Below are 26,336 nucleotides of genomic sequence, written 5' to 3'. Positions count from 1 at the left end.
ATGAAACCACTGCGAGAGCATTTGCGTGGAACGGCAACGGCGAGTCGGTGCTTACTGGGAGCATTTTGCAGACTGGCACCGGGCCGGTGAGTTTCTCGAAGGGTGGGCAGAGTCTCCTGACCATTCAGGGGAATGCCTCCAGCTATGCGGGCAGCACCTTTGTGAACGCCGGTACTCTGGCGGTGAAAAGCATCGGGGGCGCCTCGGGCGGCAGCCTGGGAGGTGTGGCCGGTGGCGCGCTCAACCTGGGTGCCACCACTGTGACGGGAACGCTCAATTATATCGGCTCGGGAGAAACCACCGCCAAGGAAATCAACCTGGCTGGCACGACGGGAGCCGGGGTCATCCTGGCCAACCAGCAAGGGGCCTCTCCCTCGGCGCTGGTGCTTACCAGCAGCATCAGTGCGGCGGGGGCGGGTGCAAAGAACTTGATTCTCGGCGGCTCGAACACCCTGGCCAATGAGATCGCAGGTGTGATCCAGAGCAGCAGTGGCGCCACCTCGCTGGTCAAGATCGGCTCGGGCAACTGGCTCTATGATCCCGCTGCCTCCACCTACAACGTGGCCAGTTCTCCCGCCACCACGGCGGCCAGCGCAACCAACTCCACGACTCTCACGGTGGCGAGCACCGCAGGCCTCACTGTCGGCCAGACTGTCACGGGCACCAACGTTCCTGGTGGTTCGGTGATCACCGCGATCACCAGCAGCACCACCTTCACCATCAGCAACAATATCAGCACGGCGGTCGCCAGTGGCACCACGCTTACCATTGGTGCGGCTACCAACTTCACCGGCAATGTCACGGTGTCAGGTGGCACCTTGACCTTCCGCCCGACGGCTGCGAGCGGCAATGGTTCGGATCTGATCAACTCTGCTGGCCAGCTCATTTTCGCCGCTGACACGCTGACTGGCAATGGATTTGCGGGCGGTACGTTTGAGTATCAGGGACGTTCCGGCACTACTCTCACGGAATCCTTGGGAGCGCTCACACCGAATGCCGGCCTTGGCATCGTCAAAATCACAGCGAACGGCGGCACGCCAACGCTCAGTTTTGGCTCCTACACGGCACGCAGCGCGGGTGCGGTGGTGAATTTCCAGCCGACGACAGTCGGGGGCATTCAGTTCGCAGCCGTTCCGACGGCCGTGTCGAGTGGCATGGTCAGCGGCACTTACATCACGAATCCCACCACCGGCGCGATCGATTTTGTGGCAACGCCGGGGGCCGCTTCCAACATCGCAGCCTTGGGGGCGGCCACTGCGCTGCCAACAGCAACGGGGTCTGCCACTGGCAATTATTTGATGAGCGCCAACAACACCACCACCAACGGGGTGGCGGCGAACTCGATCCGCATTACCGGCGGAAATCTGACCCTGGGGGGCGACCTGAACATCACCTCCACGGCTGCTGCCACGATGGGTGCCATCCTGCAGGACAATGCAAGTTCAGCATCCACCATCAGCGGTGCCTTCAACATCGGCACGTCAGGTTCGAATCAGGAACTGCTGATCATTACTGGCGGAACTGGAACAGCCCTTAACCCGCTGGCGACCACCAATACTCTGACCATTTCCTCAGCGCTTGCCAACGGCAGCGGCCAGGTGACGAAGGCGGGCAGCGGCGTCTTGGTGCTGAGCGGTCAAAACACTTTCACCGGTGGGCTGAACATTGATGAAGGAGTGCTCCGTGCATCTGGCACCAACACCCAGACGCTGGGGGCTCCGGGTCCCTCGACGGTCAATGTGCTGCGTCAGAATGCCATTTTGGATGTGAATGCTGCGGGAGCGGTTGCTGCTGCGTACACTGGCACGGGGGTCACCTCCATCTCGACTTTGATTACGGCGCCCGTCAATGGAGCCGGCTCGATCACGACCACCGCGGCAGGTGCGCAGGCGATCCAGTTTGGCACCAGCGCGAGCTCGGGCAACGGTGTGTTTTCGGGCGTTATTTCGGATGGATCTGGCACGATGACGGTGATCCGTAACGGAGCCTCGGGTACGCAGGCGCTTACGGGCTTGAACACCTATACCGGAGCCACGATTCTGAGTGGCGGTGCGATTCTGCAGGCCAATGTGCTGGCCAACGGTGGGGTGGCGAGCTCCATCGGTGCCTCCAGCAATGCGGCGGGGAACCTCGTCTTCAATGGAGGCACGCTGCAATACCAAGGCGCCAACTCGCTGGTTTACAGCCTCACGGGGACTCCATCCGTGAGCACCAACCGACTCTTCACCCTGGCGGGGAATGGCACCATCGACTCTTCCGGCTCCTTTGGCAGCAACATCCTGCAGAACACCCAGGACAACGCCAGTCTGGTTTTCAGCAATACAGGATCGGTAGGCTTTGCCGGCAATGGAGTGCGGACGCTGACACTTACCGGCAACTCGACTGGCGACAATGAGATAGCGCTCAAGCTGACCAACAACCCGAATGACAGCTCAGCGCTGTCAGTGACCAAGTCCCTGGCGGGTCTCTGGATTTTGAGCAACGCAGGGAACAACTACAGCGGTCCGACGACCATCACCGCAGGTGCTTTGCAGGCCACGGATGGTGCGGGCCTGTCCAGCGGCAGTGCCTTGCGTCTGGCTGGAGGCGTGTTCCAAACTTCGGGGACGTTTACCCGCAGTATTGGCACCGGCGCGGGTCAGGTGGCCTGGACCGATGCAGCCGGTACAGCGGTGAATCAAAACGGTGGTTTTTCCGCCGCTTCGACCAAACTCACAGTGAACATCGGCGGAAATCCGACTCCATCCACATTGACCTGGGGGACGGGCGGCATCGGCAACGGCACCGGCACGCTGATCTTGAGTTCCACCACAGCGCTCGCGGATGTGGAAATCGTCAACAGCATCGACCTCAACGGTGGCAACCGGACCATCCAGGTGGATGACAACGGTTCCACCGGCCTGGACTTTGCCACTATTTCCGGCACCATCGTCAGCAATACGGGCACCGGCGGCCTGACGAAGACCGGTGGCGGAAACTTGATCCTGGGAGACGCGAACACCTACAATGGCAACACCAACCTTCAAGTGGGTGCCCTGGTGGTAAGCTCCATTGGTGCGAGCGGCGCCACCTCCTCCAGCCTGGGCACCAACGTGTCAGGGGGCAACCTCGTCATGGGTGCAACGACCAACACTCCCAACCTGCTTTATGTGGGCGGCGGTGAAATAACCACCAGGAACATCACCTTTGCCGGCAGCACAGGCACAAACACCATTGACTCCTCCGGCGGCGGGGCGCTGGTGCTGACGAACATCACCAACAGTGCCACCGGGGCTTTCACGCTTCAGCTGCGTGGCACGAACACCGATGCCAACATGATCACGGCTTCGCTTACCAACAGCGGGGCCAACTTGCTGGCTGTTTCCAAGGCTGACGGTGGCGTTTGGGTTTTGAATCCTACGAGCGGCCCAAATACCTTTACCGGCGCAATCACCGCTGGCGGCGGCTCGCTTGGCCTTACCTCAGACGGCATTGGCAGCGCGTCCCAGATCAACCTGAGCAACGGTTCCATTTTTGCCTATGGTGGCGACCTGACGACCGCCGCGCTGGTGCAGATGAACAACAACACGACGGATGTCTTTGCCGGACAGTACAACATCACCATCAACAACAATTTCCAAAAGCAGGCCGGTGCCAACGACCAGACGATCAGCAACAATCTGGAAAACGGCTCAGTGCTCACGATCAACGGCAACATCGTCAATCTGGAAGCAACTGCGAACGCCACGCGCATTCTGAACTTCCGCGGGTATGGCTCCACGGTCATCGCTGGAACCGGGGTGATTGCGGACAACGGGACCAACCTGCTCAAGCTGGATATCCGTCTGGCAAACAGCGCCAGCTTCACCTTGGGTGGCAGTTCCGCCAGCACCTTCACCGGTGGTGTTTTGCTCGGCCAGGGAACGCTCGTGCTGAACAAGGCCAGCGCACTTGGCGGCACGGCCGGAGCTTTCACCTGGGATGGTGGTGTTATTCAGTCCACACTTGACCTCTCGGGCTCCAGCAAGATCACCAATGCGGTGTTCATGCAGGGCGATCCGATGACAGCCAATGGTTCAAACAACATCGAACTTGGGGGCTTGGTAACGCTGAATGGCAACCGCCTGCTGCTCAACAACATCGATTCAGGGGGCATCCTGACCATTTCAGGCAACGTGACCAACTCCGCTGCGGCAACGCTGACCATTGCAGGTTCCAGTGCAACGGTCATCAGTGGCAATGTGACCACTGGCACCGGCGCACAGGGGCTGCAATACGCAGGTACTGGCACCCTGACTCTGACTGCTGCCAACAATTCCATCGGCGCGTTGACCGCCAGCCGTGGGGTGACCACGTTATCCGGGGCCGCTGGTGCCTGGACCGCGGGCACCTTTGCCTTGAATGCTGGAGCCACGTTGAGCTTCGACAACAGTGTGACGAACAACAACAACCGCTTGTTTGACACCGGCGCCATCACCTTCAATGGCGGAACACTGCAGCTCATCGGCAACAACACCACGGAAACCGCGGGTGCGGTGACGGTCAACACGATCATGGGAACGATTCAGATGTCGGGAACGGGCACCAACTCCCTGACCTTCGCCTCGGTCAGCCTCGCCAACACCGGTTCCACGCTGGATCTGAGCAGCATCAGCGGCCTGGGCAGCAGCAACAAAGTCCTCTTCACGACGAGCACGGGACTTAATATGACCAACAATGTTGTTCCCCGAGTTTTCATCGGAGGCACGGATTTTGCCACCTACGGTGCCAATGGTCTGGCGGCACTGCCTGCCGGCTCTTACAACAGCGGCAACAATCTGAACACTGCCGCAGCAACGGACACGATGAACCTGACCGCGAGTGCGACCATCAGCAACAACCGGACGGTCAACGCCATCAAGATCAACGGCTCCGGCCTGACACTGGGCAGCGCCAACGGCAATACTCTGACCCTGAGCAGCGGCGGTCTGCTCAACACGGGCGGTGACAACACCCTGGCCCAGTCAAACATTGCTCTCGCTGGCAACACTGGTTACTTCCAGGTGCAGACTGGCACCACGCTGACTGTGACCGGTGCCATCACGGGCACCGGCAGCTTTGCCTCGGCACTTGGAGGCACTCTGGTGCTTTCGGCACCGCAGTATTTTAGCGGCACCACAAACATTTTGGGTGGAACGCTGAAACTTAACGCCGGAACAAACACGATCTACCCAAGCAGCGGCGTGATGAACATCGCCGTTGGCGCCACACTCGATCTGAATGGTACGACACAGTATGTGGGGCAGCTGCAGGGTGCAGGTACGATGCCCGGCACCGCAGGAACGGTGAACAGCAGCACCGGAGCTGGCACCCTGGTGACGAACATGAATGCGGGCAATTCCAACTTTGCCGGCGTGATCGACGGTGCCAATGTCAGCTTGGTGCGTGTCGGGGGCAATACCCTGACTCTGGCCGCTGCCCAGACTTATGGCGGACAGACCATCATGATGGGTGGCGCCCTGGCCTTGGAAAACGATGCCACCATTCTGAACACCTCCTCCCTGGTGCTCAACTACTCCACGCTGAGCCTGAACAACAACAGCAACCTGCAGACCACTAACAACAACCGAATCAGCGACACGGCGGGGATCACCCTGCGCGGAGGCACGATCACCTTCAACGGCCGCGTGGACGATGCTGCTTCTGAAACCCTTGGAGCTGTCAATGCCGCCCAGGGAGCGAACGTGATTTCCTCCAATACGGGTGGAACTGGCACGGCGGGTGCCTTCGTCTCCGCTGATCTCACCATCGCCAGCCTGACCCGGAGCGCTGGTGCCACGGTCAACTTTACCGGCACGAACCTGGGCAGCCTTGGAAACAACGCCCGCATCTATTTTAGCACTCCGTTGACCACTTACGCTGCGGGTGTGCTCGGCGGGTGGGCGATTGCGAACACGACTGACTACGCCGCTTACAACACGACGAATGGCATCGGTATCGTGGGCAACGGTGGCTTTGCAGGATATGACGCTGTCTTTGGCAGTGGCAAGATCACCGACTTGGGCTCGGTCTCCACGGTGCCGCTTTCCACTTCGCTCACCAGTCCCACCACCACGGCTGCGTTGCTGCGCCTCAGCGGCAACTTCACCAACAACATCACGTTCTCCAGCGGAAGCAATGTCTTGAACCTGGAACTGGGCGGCATCCTGCGCAGCAACAATACTTTTGACACCAGCATCGGCACAGTGGCGAGCCGCGGTGTGATTACTGCAGGCGGAAGCGAAACAAGCGGTGTTCGTGAACTGGTCGTTTACAACAATGCCACGGGCAATCCCACGTTTACGACCACCGGTACAACCACACTCGGCTCCAATGTGATCACCATGGGGTCAACCCAGGGAATTCAGGTCGGCATGACCATCGCCAATGGCAACTTGCCTGCTGGCACCACTGTGGTGTCCATCGACAGCATCGGCCAGGTGACAGTGAGCAATGCGGCCACCGCCACGGGGGCTGGCAACCAGACTTTCACCGGCGGTTCCTACGTTCTTGGCACCACCACTCTGGGTTCGGCGGCCATCACCATGAACTCCACCGTGGGAATCGCCCCGGGTATGACCCTCACAGGCACAGGCATTCCTTCGGGCGCGTATGTGGTTTCCGTGGACAGCCCCACGCAGGTCACGCTCAGCCAGCCGGCGACAGCCGCTGGAACGGCCATTACCTTCACGGCTGGTGTCAGCAACATGATCATCAACTCGGTGATTGCAGACAATGGTGCGGGCAATTCCGTGATGATGGTGAAGTCGGGGGGCGGTGTCTTGAATCTCTCCGCAAACAACACTTACACGGGCGGGACGGTCATCAATCAGGGCACGCTTAACTTGATCGGCACGGGAGCGGTCCTGCCGGCTGGTGGAGTGACTCTGAACGGGGCGACCTTGGTGGTGAACACGGCGGTCAACCAGATCAATACGGCCAACACGGTGACCTTGAACGGCAGTTCAACCCTCACCTTCAACACTGCCTTTGCGGTCGCCAACACGCTTAACAGCCTGGTCTTTAACAACAACGGCGGCACCGGCAACCCGGCCGTGAACATTCCAACCGGTGGCATCCTGGCCCTGACGAGTGCGACGCCGATCACGGTCAACACCAGCAATGCGCTGACAGTGCCGACCATCGCGGGTGGCTTCCTGTCTCTGAGCAGCGGGACAAACACAATCAATGTCGGGGCGATCCAGTCGGCCGGGCAGACATACACCACCATCAATTCGGCGCTGAACATCAGCTCCGCCATCATTGGCACGGGAAGCCTCAACAAGACCGGCAATGGCGTGCTGCAGCTTAGCGGCCAGAACACCTTCACCGGCGGCGTGAATCTGATGGCCGGCGGTCTTCTGCTCGCGGCCAGCAGCAATCCAGCGCCGAGCGCCAACGGTGTTTTCTCCGGCCCGCTGGGGCAGGGGACTCTGACCGCCTCTGATGGCACCTGGATCGTTGCCACGGGCACACAGACCGTGCAAAACCCCATGAACTTCTCCGCAATCACCTCCGGGGTGCAGTTCTACAACCAGACCAATTCGGCCTCGACCCTGACCCTGAACGGACCGATCACCATGCGGAATGGCGCGGTGGTTATCGGCGTCAATCATCCGCTGCTGACGGTGAACCTGGGGTCATTGACCAATGCTGCATCGGTCACTTCCATCACGAAGAATGGACTTGGTGCGCTTAACATCGGCCTGGATGGTTACTCAGGCTCCCTGACCATGAACGACAGCAACACCTTCGGTCTGCTGATGGATGGCAACGGTTCAGGTGTTGCAGAGACGCTGACCTACAGCGGTGCCATCACCTTCACAGGCTTCCCGAACATCACGGTGGGCCGCTCTGGAGCGCTGGTGCCGTATTCCCAGGCCGCAAACAAGATCATCAATGCGACCAATTTCGCCGCGCCTTCGGGTTTTGGTGACGGTCTGAACCTCACTCCGGTGAATGGCTATGGTCTGCAGATCTCCCAGGCCTTCACGGTCAACTCCGGCGCCACGTTCAACGTTGGCGGCTCCGCCACGGCCTCGAATGTGACCCAAGGCTTGTACCTCAGTGGTGCACTGACTGGTACCGCAGGATTTACGAAGGCGGGGGCCGGCACGTTGGTGCTGACTGCAAACAACAGCGCTTCTTTGACCGGAACGCTGACGATCGGACAAGGGGTGCTCTCCGTGAATGCCGACAACCAGCTGGGCAACGCCGCCAATCAGGTGACGATCAATGCCACCACCGGCACCTCCGCACTGCGCGCCACAGGCAGTTTCAGCACCGCCCGCACGCTGAACTTCAACAACGCCACCGCCGCCAACAATATTTTGGAAGTGTCCGACGGCAGCACTCTCACCATCAGCGGCACGAACACCCTGGTAAATGCCGTCGGCTTCGTGAAGCAGGAAAACGGCACGCTCGACATCACGGGCAGCCAGAATTTCGCGGGCTCAATCACGGTGAATGCGGGAGCGGTCAAACTCAGCAACGCCAGTGCGCTGGGAACTGGATCCATCACCGTGGCAGGACAGATCGGAGCGGCCATTCAGCTTAACGGTGTGAGCGTCTCGAACGCTCTCAACCTCAACACCTCCGGGACCAACGTCGCGCGAGGTGGTCTCAACTTTGGCGGCCAGCTGCAGGCGCTCGCGGGCACGACCAATACGACCACCGGTGTGGTGCGAATGGATGCTGACTCCGCGATTGGTGCTGACACAGGCGCCACGCTCAACATCAATGGCACGATCAACAACACCACCACCACGGCACGTGCGCTGGTGTTTAATGCGGCTGGTACGATCAACCTCAACAGCAACGCCACTGCGGCCACGGCCACTGCGAACCAGTATTTCAGCATTGAGAAGTGGGGGGCGGGAACGCTGAACATCACCACGGCAAACACGATTGTTTTCACCAGCAACCTGACCGTCTTCCAGGGGACGATGAGCCTGAACGGAGCCGGCACGCTTGCCGGGGGCAACACGATTGCAGCCACAGTGAATCCCAACGGCACACTCAACCTCAACAACAGCGCGACCAACACCAGCAACCGCCTTGGTGGACGCCCGGTGACGCTCCAAGGCGGCAGCTTTACGCTGACGCCTTCGACCACGGCTGCCGTGGCCGAAACGATTGGTGCCCTGACCTTGGGCCGAGGCAACAGCATCATCACTGAAACTGCCAACGCCGGCTTCCAGTCCAATCTGGTCGCCGCCAGCCTGGCACGATCCAACCAGGGAACTGCGCTGATCCGTGGCACTGGCCTTGGCACAGCGGCGGGCAATGGCGTGGCAACCGTGGCGTTCACGGCAGCGCCGACTTTTGTGGGCGCCGGAGCAGCCGGTACAACGACCAAAGGCATCCTTCAGTACATCATTGTGGATGCCAGCGCGAGCGGTCTGGGCACCAGCTTTGCCACGACTGATGGTGCAGCCTCGAACATTCTGCGCCCGCTGAACACGAGCACGGAAATGGTCACGAATGCCTTCACAAGCGGCACCAACGTGCTGCTGACCAGCACACCGGCGGCGGTGGTGACGGGGACGGCGATCAACTCGCTGACCATCAACACGGGCGGTGGCGTGAGCATCAACCCGCTCGTCACACTCACGAATACGAGCGGTGGCTTCCTGGCCACGGACAATGCAACGATCAGCGGGGGTGTTTTGACCTCGGCTGGTGCTGATTCGATCTTCCACGTGATTGGAGCCGCCAAGACGGTGACGGTTTCCAGCGTGCTGGCTGGAACGGGCGGCCTTACCAAAGCGGGTGACGGCACCTTGCTGCTGACCAATTCCACCAGTGCCTATGCGGGCTTCTCCGGCAACGTGATCTCTGGAAACACCAACCTCGGCCAGGGCACCATTCAGCTCGGCGCCAATAATGCGCTCTTCCCCAACAGCTTCCTGGTGCTCAACGGCGGAACATTTGATTTGAATGGCAAAACGCAATTCATCAGCGGACTCCTGAGTGACACGGTGGCGCCCGGAGCCGGGGGCCGCGTGCTTGGCATCTCGGCAGCTGGAACGCTGGTGGCCAACCAGGATGCGCGCACGTTTGCAGGCACCTTTGAAGGGGCCTTCACCTTCGCCCGCAGCGGCTCGGGAGCTCTGGCATTCACCAACACCAGTGCGCTGTTCACCGGCAACCTGCTGCTGAACAACAACACGACCACGCTGCAGGATCTGGGGGCTTTCACCGGTCTGACCGGCACGTCCACCATCGACATCAACTACGCCACCCTGAGCATCAACAATCAGGGGCTCTATGACATGACCGACCGTTTGAGCGATGCGGCGGGCATCTCCCTGCGTGGTGGTACACTGACCCTTCTGGGGCGCGCGCAGACCAACTCCACTGAAACCGTGGGATCGGTGAGCATTGCCCAAGGCGCCAGCTCGATCACAGCCACCCAGGGTGGTACAGGTGTAAACTCCGCGCAGCTGACCCTGTCTGGACTTACCCGCACTGCGGGTGCGACGGTGAACTTCAGCGCAGCGGGACAGCTTGGCAGCAGCACACGCATCCTGATTGGCGGAGTTTCCAACAACGCGGTTCTTGCGCCTTGGGCCATTGCCAACAGCGGTGATTTCACCACTTACAACAGCACGCTCGGTATCGGGTCTGTGGGCAGCGTGGGCTTCCGCAGCTATGATGGAGCGTTTGCAAGCGGCAACATCACCAACATCAGCTCCACCTACAACATCCTCGCAAACACCACGACGGGCATGCTCCGTCTGAGCGGTGGTGCGACCACGGATGTCGGGTTCCTGGGATCCAACTATGTGCTGAATCTTGAACAGGGCGGCCTGCTGCGCAGCAACAACAACAACAACTCCACGATCGGTGTTTCCGGCCTGGGCCTGTTCCCCGGCGTTCTGACCGTCGGCGGCACCGCCACCAGCGGCACCACGGAACTGATCACCTATAACAATCAGGCCACCATCACGATCAATTCGGTGATCGCCGACAACGGCCTTGGCAATTCCCTCGCCCTGGTGAAATCCGGTGCCAGTGTGCTGACGTTGCAGCCATCCTGGATCGTCACCAATGTGGTGAACAATGCGGGCAGCGCAACGGTGACGGTGCCGGATGCCACGGGATTGACGGCTGGCATGCTGGTGGGTGGTGCTGGCATCCCGGCGGGAACCACGATTGCTTCCATTTCCGGCAATGTCGTCACGCTTTCGGCCGCGACGACCGCCATCATCACGCAGCTGCAGGTGGGTCTTTCAAACACTTATACCGGTGGCACGACGGTGGATCAGGGCACGCTCAACCTGAGCGCCACCAGTGCAACGACGGTTCTTCCCGCCGGTGGTCTGACCATCAGTGGTGCGACTGTGACGATGAACAACGTCTCCGGCCAGATCGCCGCGAGCAACGTGGTGACCCTCAACGGTGCCAGCACCTTGAACCTTTTTGGCACCAATTCGCTTGCCGGGTTCATCTTCAACAACAACGGCGGCGCTGCACCGACTCTGAACGCCAGCGGTTCCATCGGCGGCCTGCTTACCCTGACGGGTGACATCTCGGCAAGCTCCTCGAACGTCACCACTTCAAGCACCATCTCCGGCGGGCTCAGCCTGGGCTCCAGCTCGCGCACCTTCACGGTGAACCCGGTCACAGTGAACGGCGCCGAAGTGGCTCCGTTCGTTTCCGCACTGACCATCACCGGCGCGATCCGCGGTTCCGGAGTGGGTGTCACCAAGCTCGGAACCGGGGTGCTGCAGTACAACACCATGAACACCTATACAGGTGCGACCGTGGTGAACGCAGGCACCTTGCAGTCCGGCGCCAACTCTTCAGGCGACGTGTTTTCCGCGCTGACCATTGGTGCCAGCGGGCGCGTGAACCTGAACGGAGCTTCGCTGCTCTTCGGCAGCCTTGCGGGTTCAGGGCAGGTGACCAATGCATCGGGCACTGCGGCCGCTCTCGGGGTCGGTTTCGACAACAGCAGCACCACATTCTCCGGATCGTTTGCACGTTTCAGCGATGGTCTCTCCAACACGCTGAACATCACCAAGTTCGGCACGGGAACGCTGACGTTCACAGGATCCGGAACTTCACTCGGCACCCTGCTTGTCAATCAGGGAGCCGTTGTTTACAGCGGCAGCGCGAGCAGCGCGTTCCTGGGCAATACTCTGAATGAAGGCGGCACCCTGACGCTTGATAACAGCACGACCAATGTGAACAGCCGTCTCGGCGGTGGTGCCATCCTTGGGGCAGGCACGGGCGCCACGCTGACGCTTGCTGGTGGCAATCTCAACATTCTCGGCAATGCCTCTGTCAACACGACCGAATCCCTCGGCAACGTGGTCAGCCTGGGCAGCGTCACCACGACGGCGAGCACCACGGTCACGGTGGGAAGCACTGCCGGGCTGGTTGCGGGCATGGTGGTTTCCGGTCCAAACATTGCGTCGGGCACCACGATCGCCTCCATCACCAATGGAACCACTTTTGTGCTGAGCGCAGCCGCCACGGCGGGCACCGGCGCGATCACTGCCGCTTCGGGTGGCACCACCACTCTGGCGGTGGGAGGCAGCACCATGACTCTGACTCCGAACGCCACGAAGTCGCTCGTATTCAACACAGGTTCTCTTTCGAATGTGGCTGCGGGAGCGTCCCTGCTGCTGCGCGGCACCAATCTTGGTGGCACCGTTGGTGCGGCCAACACGACGAACTTTGTGGCGCTGACCACGCTTCCTGCGGGCATCGGTGGTGGGGGTGCGGTGGGATCTCTGACCATGAGCATTCGTCCGGACATCCTGGTGGACGGCTCGCTGACCGGCAATGGCACCTCGTTCGCGACCTACATTGGTGCCACGGGCGCCAACACCATCGGCGGACCAGGCTTCAGAGCTCTGGCGGCCAGTGAATTCACTCAGGCAGTCACGTATGCAGCCACGAACAACGTCAGCCTGGTGCATTCCAGCGTCGGCGGCCTGATCGCTGGCGCGCAAAGCACCAACAGCATCACCTTGAATTCCGGTGGTGGATTCACGGCGGTCGGACCTTTGCTCGGCGCGGATGTTCTCACCATCACCTCTGGTGGTATCCTTGCACTGGCTGGCAACACCGGTCTGAATGGTGGCGTGCTCGCCGCTCCGGGCACGTCCATGTTCCTTTGGACGCCGGGTGCTGGCACGAACTTGAATCTGAACAGCGCCATCACCGGCAGCGGTGGCATCACCAAAGATGGTGCAGGCACCGTGGTCGTAGGCACCCGCCAGCTCTTCACCGGCACCACGAACATCAACAACGGCACCTTGAAGCTTTCCGGTGGTGACAACCGCATTTTTGTCAGCGGAGTCGGCGGTGTGCAGGCCGTGAACGTGAACAACGGCGGCACCTTGGATTTGAACGGCACCAACCAGGCTATCGGCACCCTTGCCAGCAGCAACACCACCGTTCAAAACACCGGCGGCTTTGTGACCAACTCCTCCGCAACAACCTCGACCTTCACTTCGGCCTCAGCTGCGGGAACTTTTGCCGGGGCCATCACTGGCAATCTGAACTTCACCCGTTCAGGCAATGCCACCAGCGTCTTCCTCAGCAACAACACCTACACCGGAGCCACGGTGCTGCGCGGCGGCAACCTGACCCTGCAGCAGGGCGGCGCTCTCTCCGCCACCTCTTCTGTGACGAACTATTTTGGCACCCTGGTGCTGGACAGCACCAACAACCCGCTGGCGGACGTCAGCCGGCTCAATGCAGCGGCTCCGATCACCCTGCAGGGCGGTACTTTGCAATACCTTGGATTCAGCGGGGCTGATTCCACGCAGAGCTTGGGCGCGGTTTCGCTGCTTGCAGGTGCATCCACCATCACAGCGACGCGCGGAGTGGGTGGTTCGGCGGTTCTTACGCTGGCCAGCCTCACCTCCAGTGCCAATTCCACCCTGAACTTCACCGCAGGTGCGGGCACCCTCGGCCTTGGCGGCCAGCTGGCCGTGGGCAACAGCCAGATCCTCATCACAAGCACTCCGACGCTGACCAATGGCATCATCGGCGGCTGGGCCATCGTCAATGGCACGGACTTTGCCACCTACCGCAGCACCATGGATGCCAACACGGGAGCGATCGGTGTGGGAGCCTTGGGAGCGAACCCCGTCGGCGCCTTCCCGAATCCGTTCGGTGCTTATTCCACAGCCGCTCTGACCGCAGGTGCGGGTGCGGATAACATCAGCATTGCAGCCAGCGTTGCGGGTGTGACTACTCGGACGATCAACAGCCTGAGGATTAACGCGGCTTCGACGGTGACCATGACTCCGGCGAACACGCTGACGATTGGCACGGGTGGCCTGCTCTCCTCGACCGGCACCAGCGTCATCACCCTGGGGCAGTTGACCGCTGGCGCGACCGCCAACTCCGCGTCCACACTGTATTCTTACAACAACACCGCCCTGACGATCAACAGCCAGATCGTTAACAACGCGAACCAGGTCATTGCCTCCAACACCACCATTGGCTCCAATGTGGTTACTGTGAGCAGCACCACGGGAATGTATGTTGGAGAAGCCGTGAGTGGATTGGGGATCCCTGCCGGTGCAACGATTGCGAGCATCGTCAACGGCACGACCTACACTCTTTCTGCGCCAGCCACCGCCATTGGCACGGTGTCGGCAACCTATGGCAATGGGGCGAGCGGTGCCCTGACCTTGGTGAAGTCCGGCGCCAGCACGCTGACGTTGACACCTGCCAACCAGCAGGTCGCCACCACGACTGCGGGCAGCACTGCGGTGACGGCCATGAACAACACTGCGGGACTCATCGTTGGACAGGCCATTTTTGGCAACGCAAGCATCCCGGCAGGAACGACCATTTCCGCAATCACGGCAGGGACGACCATCACCTTGTCTTCCGGAGTGGGTGTGCTGGCGGGAACCACCCTGGCCACCACCTTTGGCCCAGTGCCCGTGACCGGAACGCTTACTGTCGGGTCGAATGTGATCACGGTGCCCAGCACCAACGGTCTGACAGTGGGTTCCGCCATCAGCGGCGTCGGTGCTTCCATCGCGCTTGCGGGTGGTGTGACCGCCGCAGGCAATAACACTGTGACCGTTACATCGACCTCCGGTCTGGGTGTCGGCATGGTGGTGACAGGTGTCGGCATCCCCGCCGGAACCACGGTCACAGGCGTCACGAGTGCGACCCAGTTTACCATGAGCAACAACGCCACGGCGACCATCGCCTCCGGCGGTGCCTTTACGGCGAACTCGGCCATCCCCGCCGGTGCGGTCATCACCAGTCTGACGCCAACGACGATCACCCTCTCCCAGCCTGTGACTGCCGGCGGCGCAGTGGCGCTTTTCGTGGCTCCGCTGCAGCTGAACACGACCACGACTGCGGGCAGTGCCGTGGTCACGGTCGGCAGCAACGCGAATCTGGTCATTGGCCAGGCGGTGACGGGAGCCGGCATCCCAGCCGGCACGACGATCGCCTCCATTTCAGGCACGAACATCACGCTTTCCGCGGCGGCGACGGCCACGGGTTCGTCCAGCTTGACCTATTCGTCCTCGCTTTCGAACACCTACACAGGCCCGACGATTGTGGACCAGGGTACGCTCAATCTTAGCGGCATCGCCGGAACCATCGTCGTCCCAGGGGACTTGGTGCTCAACAACGCCGCAGCGACCATGAACACGGTGGCGGGGCAGATTGCCGCATCGGCCAACATCACCATCAATGGAGGCAGCACCCTCACTTATGTGGGCAACAACGCTCTCAATGGCACTCTGGCCTTCACTAATGATGGCGGTAATGCCAACCCGACCCTCGCCGTGGGAGCGGGCATTCTGACTCTGGGAGGCAACATCACCAGCAGCAACAACAGTCTCAGCTTCATTCCGACGATTTCCGCCACTGCTCCGGGCTATGTGAACCTGACCGCGCAGAGGACCATCACCACCTCGGGCCTCGCGCCAATCAGTCTCGACATCACTGCACCTGTGCAGGGAACCGGCGGCCTGACCATCGCTGGCACCGGTGGCGTGCGCCTGACCTCGGCCGGCAATGGCTACAGCGGCGCGACAACGCTGAGCGGCGGCACCTTGTTCCTCGGAGTGGCCAACACCATTCCGGACTCCTCGGTGTTTACGATGGCGGCGGGCTCCACCCTGGACATCAATGGATTTGGTGAAGTGATCAGCCAGCTTTCGGGCGCCGGCACCATCACCAACAACGGTGGTTCCGCGACGCTGACCTTCGGTGCCAACAACACCAGCACGACCTTCAATGGCAGCATCAACGCTTACAGCCTCTCCACGCTGGGCAATGCGAACATCACGAAAATCGGTTCCGGCTCCTTTGGTCTGACCGGCGGCACCAGCACCTCCACCGGCACCTTCACCATCAACGGTGGAGCAGTGACCTATTCTGGCAACGCCAATACCGCTTTCACTTCCACTGTGGTCAACCAGTCCGGCTCGCTCATCCTTGATGACAGCAGCACGAACGTGAACAACCGCCTGGGCGGCCTGCTGAAGAGCCTCACGGTTGCGGGTGGCGAGTTTAAAATCCTCGGCAGTTCGGCCGGCAGCTACGAGTCGTTCAACGTGCTCAATCCAGGTTCTGGTGCCGGATTCCTGACCGTCGTGCCAGGGGCGGGATCCACCACGCTGAACTTTGCATCGGTGGCAACACTGGCCGCCAATGGTGCACATCTGGTTGTTCGTGGCTCCAATCTGGGTTCGGCACCTGGCGCAGGCGTGGCGAATGTTTATGCCACAACAGTGAACAACCTCACTGGTGGCGCCAACCTGCCGGGTCTCGCCAACCGCAGCATCCGTACTGACATGCTTGCGGACACGTCCGCAACAGGCACGGGGACTTCCTTTGCGACTTATCTTCCCGGCCGCGGCTTCCAGGCCCTCGGAGCAGGTGAAGTCCTTGGCAGCATCACGAGCATGAACACCACCACGGCGAACCTGAGCCTCACCAGCGGCCAGTCGTTCTCCACGGACACCATCAACACGCTGACTCTTGAAAGCGGTGGTGGAGTCACCGGCTACAACAACGGCAGTATTCTGACACTGGGTGGCCTGGCATTCCTGGCCAAGAGCGGCAACACGGGCTTCAATGGCGGCCAGATCACCAACGGCGGCTCGCACTTCTGGGCCTACACTCCTGGCGATGTTACGGTCAACAGCTACATCATCAACACCGCCAACGGCTTCACCAAGGCCGGGGCAGGAACGATGACGCTGCAGAAACCGATGTTCACCATCGGAACCCATTTCGTCAACGAAGGTACGTTGATGCTCAATGGCGCGGCGGACAACACTCTGGTGGTCAACCCGACCGCCACTGGCATTGGTCTGCAGGCTGTCACCGTCAATGGTGGCGCTCTGGACCTGAATGGCCGCAGCCAGGCCGTGGGTGCGATCTCCAGCAACAACACGCTGCCTGGAGCCGGCGGCATCATCACAAACAGCAGCGGCACGGCGGCCGTTTTCACCACCAGCGGCGGCGGCACATTCGGCGGCAGCATTACGGGCAACCTCGCATTCACCCGCTCCGGTAACACCACCACAACGCTGGTCAGCGGAAACACCTACACCGGTGCCACAACGATTCGTGGCGGTGTCCTGCAGTTGCTGAACGCCGGTGCCATCGCACCTGCCAGCGGAGCGCCTGCGATCAACAACTACTTCGGCACGCTGAACATGGACTTCAGCGGTCTGACGACCTACAATTCCACGAACCGCGTGGCGGACACGCTGCCGATCGGACTTCAGGGCGCGACCCTGACACTCACCGGCGCCCCCGGCCTGCTCACAACAGAATCCGTCGGTGCGGTGACGCTTCTCGGCGGCGCAAATTCCGGCGGGTTCAACACCATCAGCGCCACCGCTGGCAACACCGGAACGGCTACATTGACGATGGCCAGCCTGGCCCGCCAAACGGGTGCCGCTGTGAACTTTACGGGCACGAATCTGGGCCTCAACAACTACGCCAGCACGGCAGTCGAAGGCAATTCGAATATCTTTATCACTGCCACTCCAACGCTGACCAACAACTTGATCGGCGGCTGGGCGGTGGTGAACGGTCTTGAATTTGCCACCTACAATGTGAACGCAGGTGTTGGTGCTCTTGGCTCCGGTGGCTATTTTGCCAACTATGATGGTGTCATTCTTCCAGCCGCATCCCAGGCTGCCTACAACATCAAGCTTTCTGCTGCAGGCGCTGTTCCAGCCATCCCTTATCAGCTCAATTCCCTCAACCTGGTGGGTGCAGCCAACCTGACCTTCACCTCGGATGCCACAGCCAATGCGCTGAATCTCGTGAGCGGCGGTCTGCTCCACAGCGGTGCCACTGCCACGATCGGTACAACCACGGCGGGTGCTCGTGGTGTGCTGACCTCGGGGGGCACGACGGCATCGCTCGCCTCTGAACTCCTTGTTTACAACGCCGCCAACACGCTGACGATCAACTCGCAGATCGTCAACAATGGTGCGGCTGGAGCAACGACGGCGCTGGTGGTGACCAATGCAGGCACCGTCACTCTTTCGCCTCAGGTGGCCAACACCTACACCGGTGGCACCGTCTTCAACGGTGGCACGGTCAACACCACCGGTGCTGCAGCAGTCATCGTGATTCCTTCCGCCGGCGGCCTGACGATTAACAACGCGGCGGTGACAATCAGCACGGCGGCGCAGATCGATACAGCCACCGCGATCAACATCAACGGCGGCGGTTCGCTGACCCTGACCGGAGCGAACACCTTCAACGGCGGCGTCACCTTCAACAACACCGGCGGTGCCGGCAATCCGACACTGACCAGCGGCGGCACCCTGACCCTCGGCAGCAACATCACGGCCAACAACGACAGCTTCAGCACCTTCCCGACGCTGGCAGGCACCATCGACTTTGGCGGAGCGGCCCGCACGTTTACCACCAACGGTCTGTCCACCGTGAGTCTGGTCAGTTCGGCGGTTCTTCAGAATGGTTCGCTGGTGAAAGCGGGTTCCGGCCTCCTCTCGCTCAACGCGCAGAACACCTTCACAGGTGGTGTGACCTTGAATGCAGGCATCCTGATGATGGGTGTCAGTGACACGCTGACGGGTGGTGTCAAAACCACCGGCCCCCTGGGCACCGGCACACTCACCATCGCAAACGACGGTGTGAAGGTCACCGGTGTGGGCAGCACGATCTACAACGCGGTCACTGTTTCCAACCCCAGCAACACCCTCGTTATTGACGGTATCAGCTCCAATAACCTGGTCCTCAACGGACTCGTCACCTTTGGTGCCGGTACAAAGACCATCAACGTGGACACTCCCGCCGTCGTCGGCACCCTGGGCGCTGCCTACACTGGTTCCTTTGCGTTCACCAAGACCGGCCCGGGCGTGCTCGTGCTGGCGAACATTGGCAACACCTACAACGGCACCACCACCGTCAATGATGGCACCCTGCGTGTGGGCAACACCAATGCCTTCTCCCGATTCTCCAGCATCTCGCTGGCGACTGGCGGGACTCTCGATCTCAGCGGTGCATCGACCGCGAGCGGATCCATCACCGGCACTGGATTGATCACCAACAATTCGGGCACGGGCGCCACCCTGAGCACCGGTTTCGACAATTCGTCATTCACCTTCTCGGGTGTCTTTGCCTCCAGCAACCAGACGGGCACGTCCTTCAACCTGTTGAAGCTCGGCACCGGCAACATGACGCTGAATTCAGCCACGGGTATGAACACCATGAGCAACGGCATCTTTACGACCTCGCAGGGCACTTCGACCCTGAGCGGCGCGGGAAGCGCGAAGTTCACCACTTACACGGTGAACCGCGGCGGCATGCTCGTCCTCGACAACAGCGCCACCAACACCAACAACCGCCTTGGCGGTACCGACTATGCGGTTGGTTCCGGCTTGTTTCGCAACCTGACCCTTGTGGGTGGCGAGTTCAAGATGATTGGAAACAGCGCTTCCGACACGGTCGAATCCCTGAACCTCGGCACCAACGGAGCTCTGAACGTCAGTGCCAGCGGCGGCATCATCACTCTGGACGCTGATCTTAACAAGTCGCTGATCCTCAACGTCGGCAACATCGCCGCTATCACTGCAGGCGGCTCCCTGATCGTGCGTGGTGACAACCTCGGTGCCAAGCCGGCTGCAGGCGTCGCCAATCTGTTTGCTCCGAGCATTGTCAACTTCATCGGTGGTGCCACCGGTGACGGCAGCAATACCATGAGCATCCGCAATGACATCATTGCCAGCGCGGACATGACCGATGCCATCGGAACGACAGCCTTTGCGGCCAGCGCAAACTTTGCCACCTATTCCTCGATTGGTGGTCTTCGTCCGCTGACGGCTGCCGAGCTTGCGCCTGGATTGTTCCGTGCGGTTGCCACGACCTCGAACGTTGCGATGACGGGATCGCAGATCTTCGGCACCGCCACGGTGAACAGTCTCACGCTGACCAGCGGTTCTTCCCTGACAGCCATTGGCAATGCCGGGGCTTTGACCCTGGGTGCCAGCGCCATCCTGGTGAAGGACGCCAGCGGGGCCGACTTCAGCGGCGGCATCGTCGGAGCGGGCGGCGCCCAGCTTTACGTTCACCAGCTCGACACGGTGAACATGTTCACCTTTGGCAGCTATGGCCAGTTCTCCAACAGCTTCGTCAAGGCCGGTCCTGGAGCGATGGAGTTCACCAAGCCGCAGTTCTTCTTCAACGCCGGCAATTTCACCACCATCAATGACGGCATTCTGAAACTCAACAGCGGTCAGGACAACACGCTGCCTGTGTTCGTCACAGCCGCCGGCGTTGCGATCAACAACGTGGCGGTCAACGGTGGTTCTCTTGACCTGTTCGGCAAGAATCAGGCGGTGGGTACGCTCAACAGCCAGAGCGTGCTGGCGGGAACTGGCGGCATCATCACCAACAGCGGTTCCACAGCGGTGACCCTGACTTCAGTCGCGGCGGGCAGCTCCACTTTTGCAGGAGTCATCCAAAACGGCACGGGCGTGATGAACTTCACCCGTTCAGGCAACAACACGACCACGCTGGTCAGCAACAACACCTATACGGGTGCCACGATCATCCGCGGCGGCGGCCTGACACTGCGTGATCAGGGCCGTCTCTCCGGCACCAGCGGAGTGACCAACTACTTTGGCACCCTGACGCTGGACGACACCGGCCTCTACACCGCCTCCGATCTCGGAGCCAACCGCGTGGCCAGCAGCATCGACCTCTACGGCGGCACTCTCACGTATCTCGGGGTTCAGGGCAGCGCCTCCACGGGCACGGTCAATCTGCAGCCCGGCCAGAACACCATCACGGTGACTCCTGCCACGGGAACCGTGCTGCCCACATCGTTCACCATCGGCAACCTGGTGCGCAACACCTCCTCCGCTGTGAACTTCACCGGGACCAACCCCGGCCTCGGCGGCACCAACAACAGCCAGATCATTTTGACCCAGGTCAACGGCGTTGCACCAGCGACGACCAATGGCATTCTGGGCGGCTGGGCTACCGTCAACGGAACTGACTTTGCCGGTTACATTGCGCCGAGCGGAACCAGCGGCGGCGTCGGTGCCTTGGGAACGACGGGTTATCCAGCCTATTCCGGCAGTGCGCTTACGGCAGGTGGCGCGACCGACAACATCACGGTTGGGGCGAACGTGACGGACACCGGTTCCCGGACGATCAACTCGCTGCGTATCAGCGCGGTTTCGACCATCACCCTTGCGGGTGGTGAAACCCTGACCCTGGGCACGGGCGGCTTGCTGGCCAATGGCGCTGCGAGCACCATCACCGGCGGCACCGCGCTGACCTCTGGCGGCAGTGAACTGTTTGTGTTCGCCAACAACACGCTGACTATCGCCACGGCCATCACAGGCGCGAACATGTCGCTGGTCAAGAATGGCGGCAGCACGCTGACGCTGACTGCGGCCAACACGTATGGCTCCACCAGCGGCGGCACGGTGGTCAATGGCGGCACGCTCACACTCAATGGTGTCGGAACAACGATCCCTGCGGGCACCACCGGTTTGACGATCAACAACGCTGCGGTCACTGAGACGACCACGGCCAACCAGATCGCAGCGGCTACGAACATCGTGCTCAACGGCGGCAGCACGCTCACCTACACCGGCACCAATGCGGTGAGCGGCAACATCACCTTCAACAACACGGGTGGAGCGGCTACTCCGACGATCACAGGTGGCACGATCACCTTCACCGGTGGCAGCATCACTTCCACGAATGACAACCTGAGCTTCATCCCGACTATCTCCAGCATCATTGACCTGGGTTCTGCACAACGCACGATCAACGTGGGCGGGGTTTCCCCCGTGGGTCTGATTCTCAGCGCGGCCAACATTGGAACGGGCTCGATCCTGAAGAATGGCACGGGCGGCCTCGTCCTGAGCGGTGCCAATACCTTCTCGGGTGGCGTGACTCTCTCCGCCGGTTCGATCATCATCGGCAATGCCGCAGGCTTGGGAACAGGCACGCTGACCATCTCGGGCGACAACACTCGCCTGCTGGCAGGCGGCGGCGCGATCACCGCCACGAATGCGATCAACGTCACGAATCCATCGAACACCTTGAACTTTGGTGTGACCCAGCAAAACCTGACGCTGACGGGTGCAATCACGTTCAACACCGCGACGCCGACGATCACGGTTGAAAACGCCTTCCAGGCCAACACTGCCGTCACTTCCACCATCGGCACCGCCTTTGCAGGAGGCACGATGACCGGCTTCATCAAAAACGGCCCGGGCGTGCTGTCCATCACTGCCGCATCGAACGCTCGTCTCACTGCAGGTGGCAGCGGCATTACCGTCAATGATGGCACGCTGTCCGCCGGTGCCCAGTATGCCCTTGGCGGCTCACTGTACACAGCGGGTTCGACCATCACGCTGGCCACCGGCACCTACAACGCGGGCGTCACCAACACCTTCTTCCTCAATCCGGTCAGCGTTACTTCCTCCGGCATCCTCAGCGCCACCGTCGCGAGCACCGCTGTCGGTGCGGTGACCATGGGATCGGGAAGCACTTCCCTCGGCGTCCAGGGTGGCAATACCAACACCATCTTTGGTGCGCTCACCATGAACGGCACTGCGGCCACGACGATCTTCACCAGCAATCAGCTGAACGTTCTCGGCACGTTCACGGGTTCCACGCCTTCCATCACCAAGGTGGGCACTTCGAACCTTGTTCTCGGCGGTGCCTCCAGCTACGCCGGCAACATCATTGTGGAGCAGGGCGTGCTTGAATCGCGCGTGGGCAGCACAACGCCTGCGAACGAAAAACTTACCTCCGCAGGGACGATCACCGTCAATCCGGGTGCCGCGCTTCGCGTGCTCAGCGCCGCAAACATCGGCACCACGGCCACCACCATCAACACAAGCAACGACGGCATCGGCGCCTTCGGCATGGGCTACAATGGCACGATCCCTGGCAGCGTGACGTTCTCCTCCACAAATGCCAATGTTGATGGCACGCTGGCGATCGACGTTCTCGGATTCAGCACTGCGCTCACGCAGGCTGGCACCAAGCTCTACCTCGGCTCCACCGCAGGCGGCAACTACACTGCCGCCACGCTCGGAGCAGGTTCCGGCAACAGCTACCGCATCGGTACGGGTGGCGGCACGCTGCAGATCAACAGCGCAGTGCTCAGCGGTGCGAATGCAGCGATCTTCGGCGCTGTTTCCGGTACTCCTGGGGCGAACTTCATTGGCAACGGTGGCACGGTGATCCTGAACACCCCAAACACCTACAGCGGTGGCACGACCATCAATGGCAACGCCACCGTGCGTCTCGGCAACGCCGGTGCGCTGGGCAGCGGCACGATTTCCTTCAACAGCGGCACTCTTGAAGTCAACCAGACGGGTCTTGGCGTCACCACCACCATTGGTCTGCTTCGACCGATGACGATCACCAATAACATCAACTTCACCTCCACGGGTGTCATCGGCGCCCTGGCCGGTCCGACAACCACCATCGGAGCATTTGGCGCTGACGCATTCATCGGCGGCGGTGCGCAGGGTCAGATTGATCTGACACTGAGCGGAGCGGTGGATCTTGGCAGCACGACTACTTACCGTGCTCTGAACATTGCGGATGCCACCCGCATCGTCACCCTTTCCGGTGTGGTCTCCGGTTCCTCCACCCTGATCAAGACGGGTGCCGGCATCCTGCGCCTTACCAACGCTGGCAATTCTTACACCAGCACCGCCATCAGCCAGGGTACGCTCGCGCTAAGCTCCACAGGCGTGCTTCCAGGCAGCATCATCCTGAATTCCGGCACGCTGGCAGGCTGGGACCAGAATTTCACGGTCGCCAACAACATGCAGTTGATCCAGACCAGCACCATCGACGTGGGCGCGGCCACGACACTGACGGCCTCCGGCATCATCAGCGGTGATTTCACCTACGTCAGCGCTCAAACCGGATTTGCCAAGACCGGTCTCGGCACGCTGGTTCTCAGCGGCACTAACACCTACCTCGGCACGACGACCATCACCGCTGGTATCCTGAGCATCAGCAATGACGTGAACCTCGGCAATGTCGGCGGATTGAACGTGCTGCCGGGCGGTATTTCGATGAACGGCGGCCAGCTTCTGGTCACCGACAACATCACCACCAACCGTGTGATCACCATGACGGCCGCGGGCAGCATCAATGTGGCCGCCGGCAAGACATTCACCGTCAACGGCATCACCGCCAACAGCACCGGCCTGCTGACCGTCAATGGTCCTGGCACATTGATTCTCAATGGCAACCAGACGGGCGGCAACGCACACGACAACACCGCCATCAGCAATGGTGCCACCTTGATGACCCAGAACACCCAGGGCACGCCGTTCGGCGACGTTGCGGTCACCATCAATGGCGGTTCGCTTCGCGTGAACACCAATGGCCCGGGCGCTGCATTCACCATCCCGACCCTGAACTTTGCCGGTGGTTCCTACCTGCGTCTCGATGCGCAGATGGGCAATGACATTCAGGTCACCGCCACCACCCTTGCCCGCGTGGGTGCCGGTGTTCTGGCCATCGTCCCGGGTGTGGAAGGCAGCCTCGGCAACACTGCCGGCTCGGACGCCCGCGTGCTCGGCACCACCATCCTGAACCAGACCACGGCTTCTCCTGGCAACGGACTGCTCACTCTCAACAACTTGGGAGTCGGTTCCAATTCGGGCATCGTCGCTGGCAGCATCCTCCGCCTCGCCTCCCCGACAGATGCAACGGCCGATTTCGTCAATTATGACCCCGCAGTCGGTTTTGTCACCGCCACGCCGTTCTCAACACTGACCAACACCTTTGCAGGTGCCACCACGGCCAGCGTCGTCAGCATCAACAGCACCACTTCGGTGGGCGTCGGCAGCTTCGCGGACGTATTCGGCCTCAAGGTCACCGGCAACATCACCGACGGCACCATCAGGCTGCGCAGCGTGAACCTGAATGACATGGGTGCGATTCTGTTCAACGCGGGCAGCACCGTTTCTTCCAACCTTGTGGTGAATGGCCAGGCTCCGGCCATCAGCATCACCAATGCTTCCACCAACTCCTCGACGACGGTGACGGTGCCAAGCACGGCCGGTCTGGTTGTCGGCATGCCGATCACCGGCCCCGGCATCCCTGCCGGTGCGACGATCGCTACCATTGCCAGCGCCACCACCATCACCATCAGCGCAACGGCCACGGCCACTGCGAGCGGCATCACGCTTTCGGTTGTGCCATCCACCAGCGGTGCGGGAGAAGGCATCGTCTATGTCAGCGGCACAGCCGGTGCTCCAGCCACCATCAGTGGCAACATCGAGGCCAGGACGGTCACCAAAGCGGGCGCAGGCACGCTGGTTCTCTCCGGCAACAACAGCATCTATGGAGCGCTCAACGTGAACAACGGTACGCTCGCGCTCGGCAGTGCTGTGGCGACCACCCGGCAGACCACCGCCCTGGTGCTCACAGACACCGGCACGCTCGACCTTAATGGTGGCAAGGCCACCTTTGCCAGCCTGGCTGGGACCGGCGGCGGCATCGTGGGCAACTCTTCCAGCACGGCCAACGGCACTTTGACGATCAGTGGCATCACCAGCACCACCTTCCTCGGCAACATCGTCGATGCGATCGGAGCCGGCACCAAGAAGACATCTCTGGTCAAGAACGGCTCCAGCACGCTGACACTCGGCAACATCACGGCCAACAACACCTATGCGGGGCAGAACAGCTTCACGGGTGGAGTGCTCATCAATCTCGGCCAGCTGACGGTTCAGGATCCGCTTGGTCTGGGTGGTGCCAATGGCACGACACCCGGCACGGTCACCCTGAATGGCGGCACGCTGGCACTTAACAGCAACGGTGGTGGCCCGAACGGCGTCATCATCTATGGC

The 26,336-nt window shown here is 61.1% G+C and carries 1 protein-coding gene (only partly in view); it reads left to right on the top strand.

This entire window lies inside a single protein-coding gene on the top strand: locus ACILSO_RS01070, encoding an autotransporter-associated beta strand repeat-containing protein (protein ID WP_395735497.1). The 42,618-nt coding sequence extends 1,366 nt beyond the window's left edge and 14,916 nt beyond its right edge, so the window shows coding positions 1,367–27,702 — codons 456 (partial) to 9,234 (complete); the first codon wholly inside the window starts at position 3. Both the start codon and the stop codon lie outside the window.

The sequence above is a fragment of the Prosthecobacter sp. genome, from assembly GCF_044226605.1.
Classification (GTDB): domain Bacteria; phylum Verrucomicrobiota; class Verrucomicrobiia; order Verrucomicrobiales; family Verrucomicrobiaceae; genus Prosthecobacter.
This window is presented reverse-complemented; position numbering and strand designations above follow the sequence as displayed.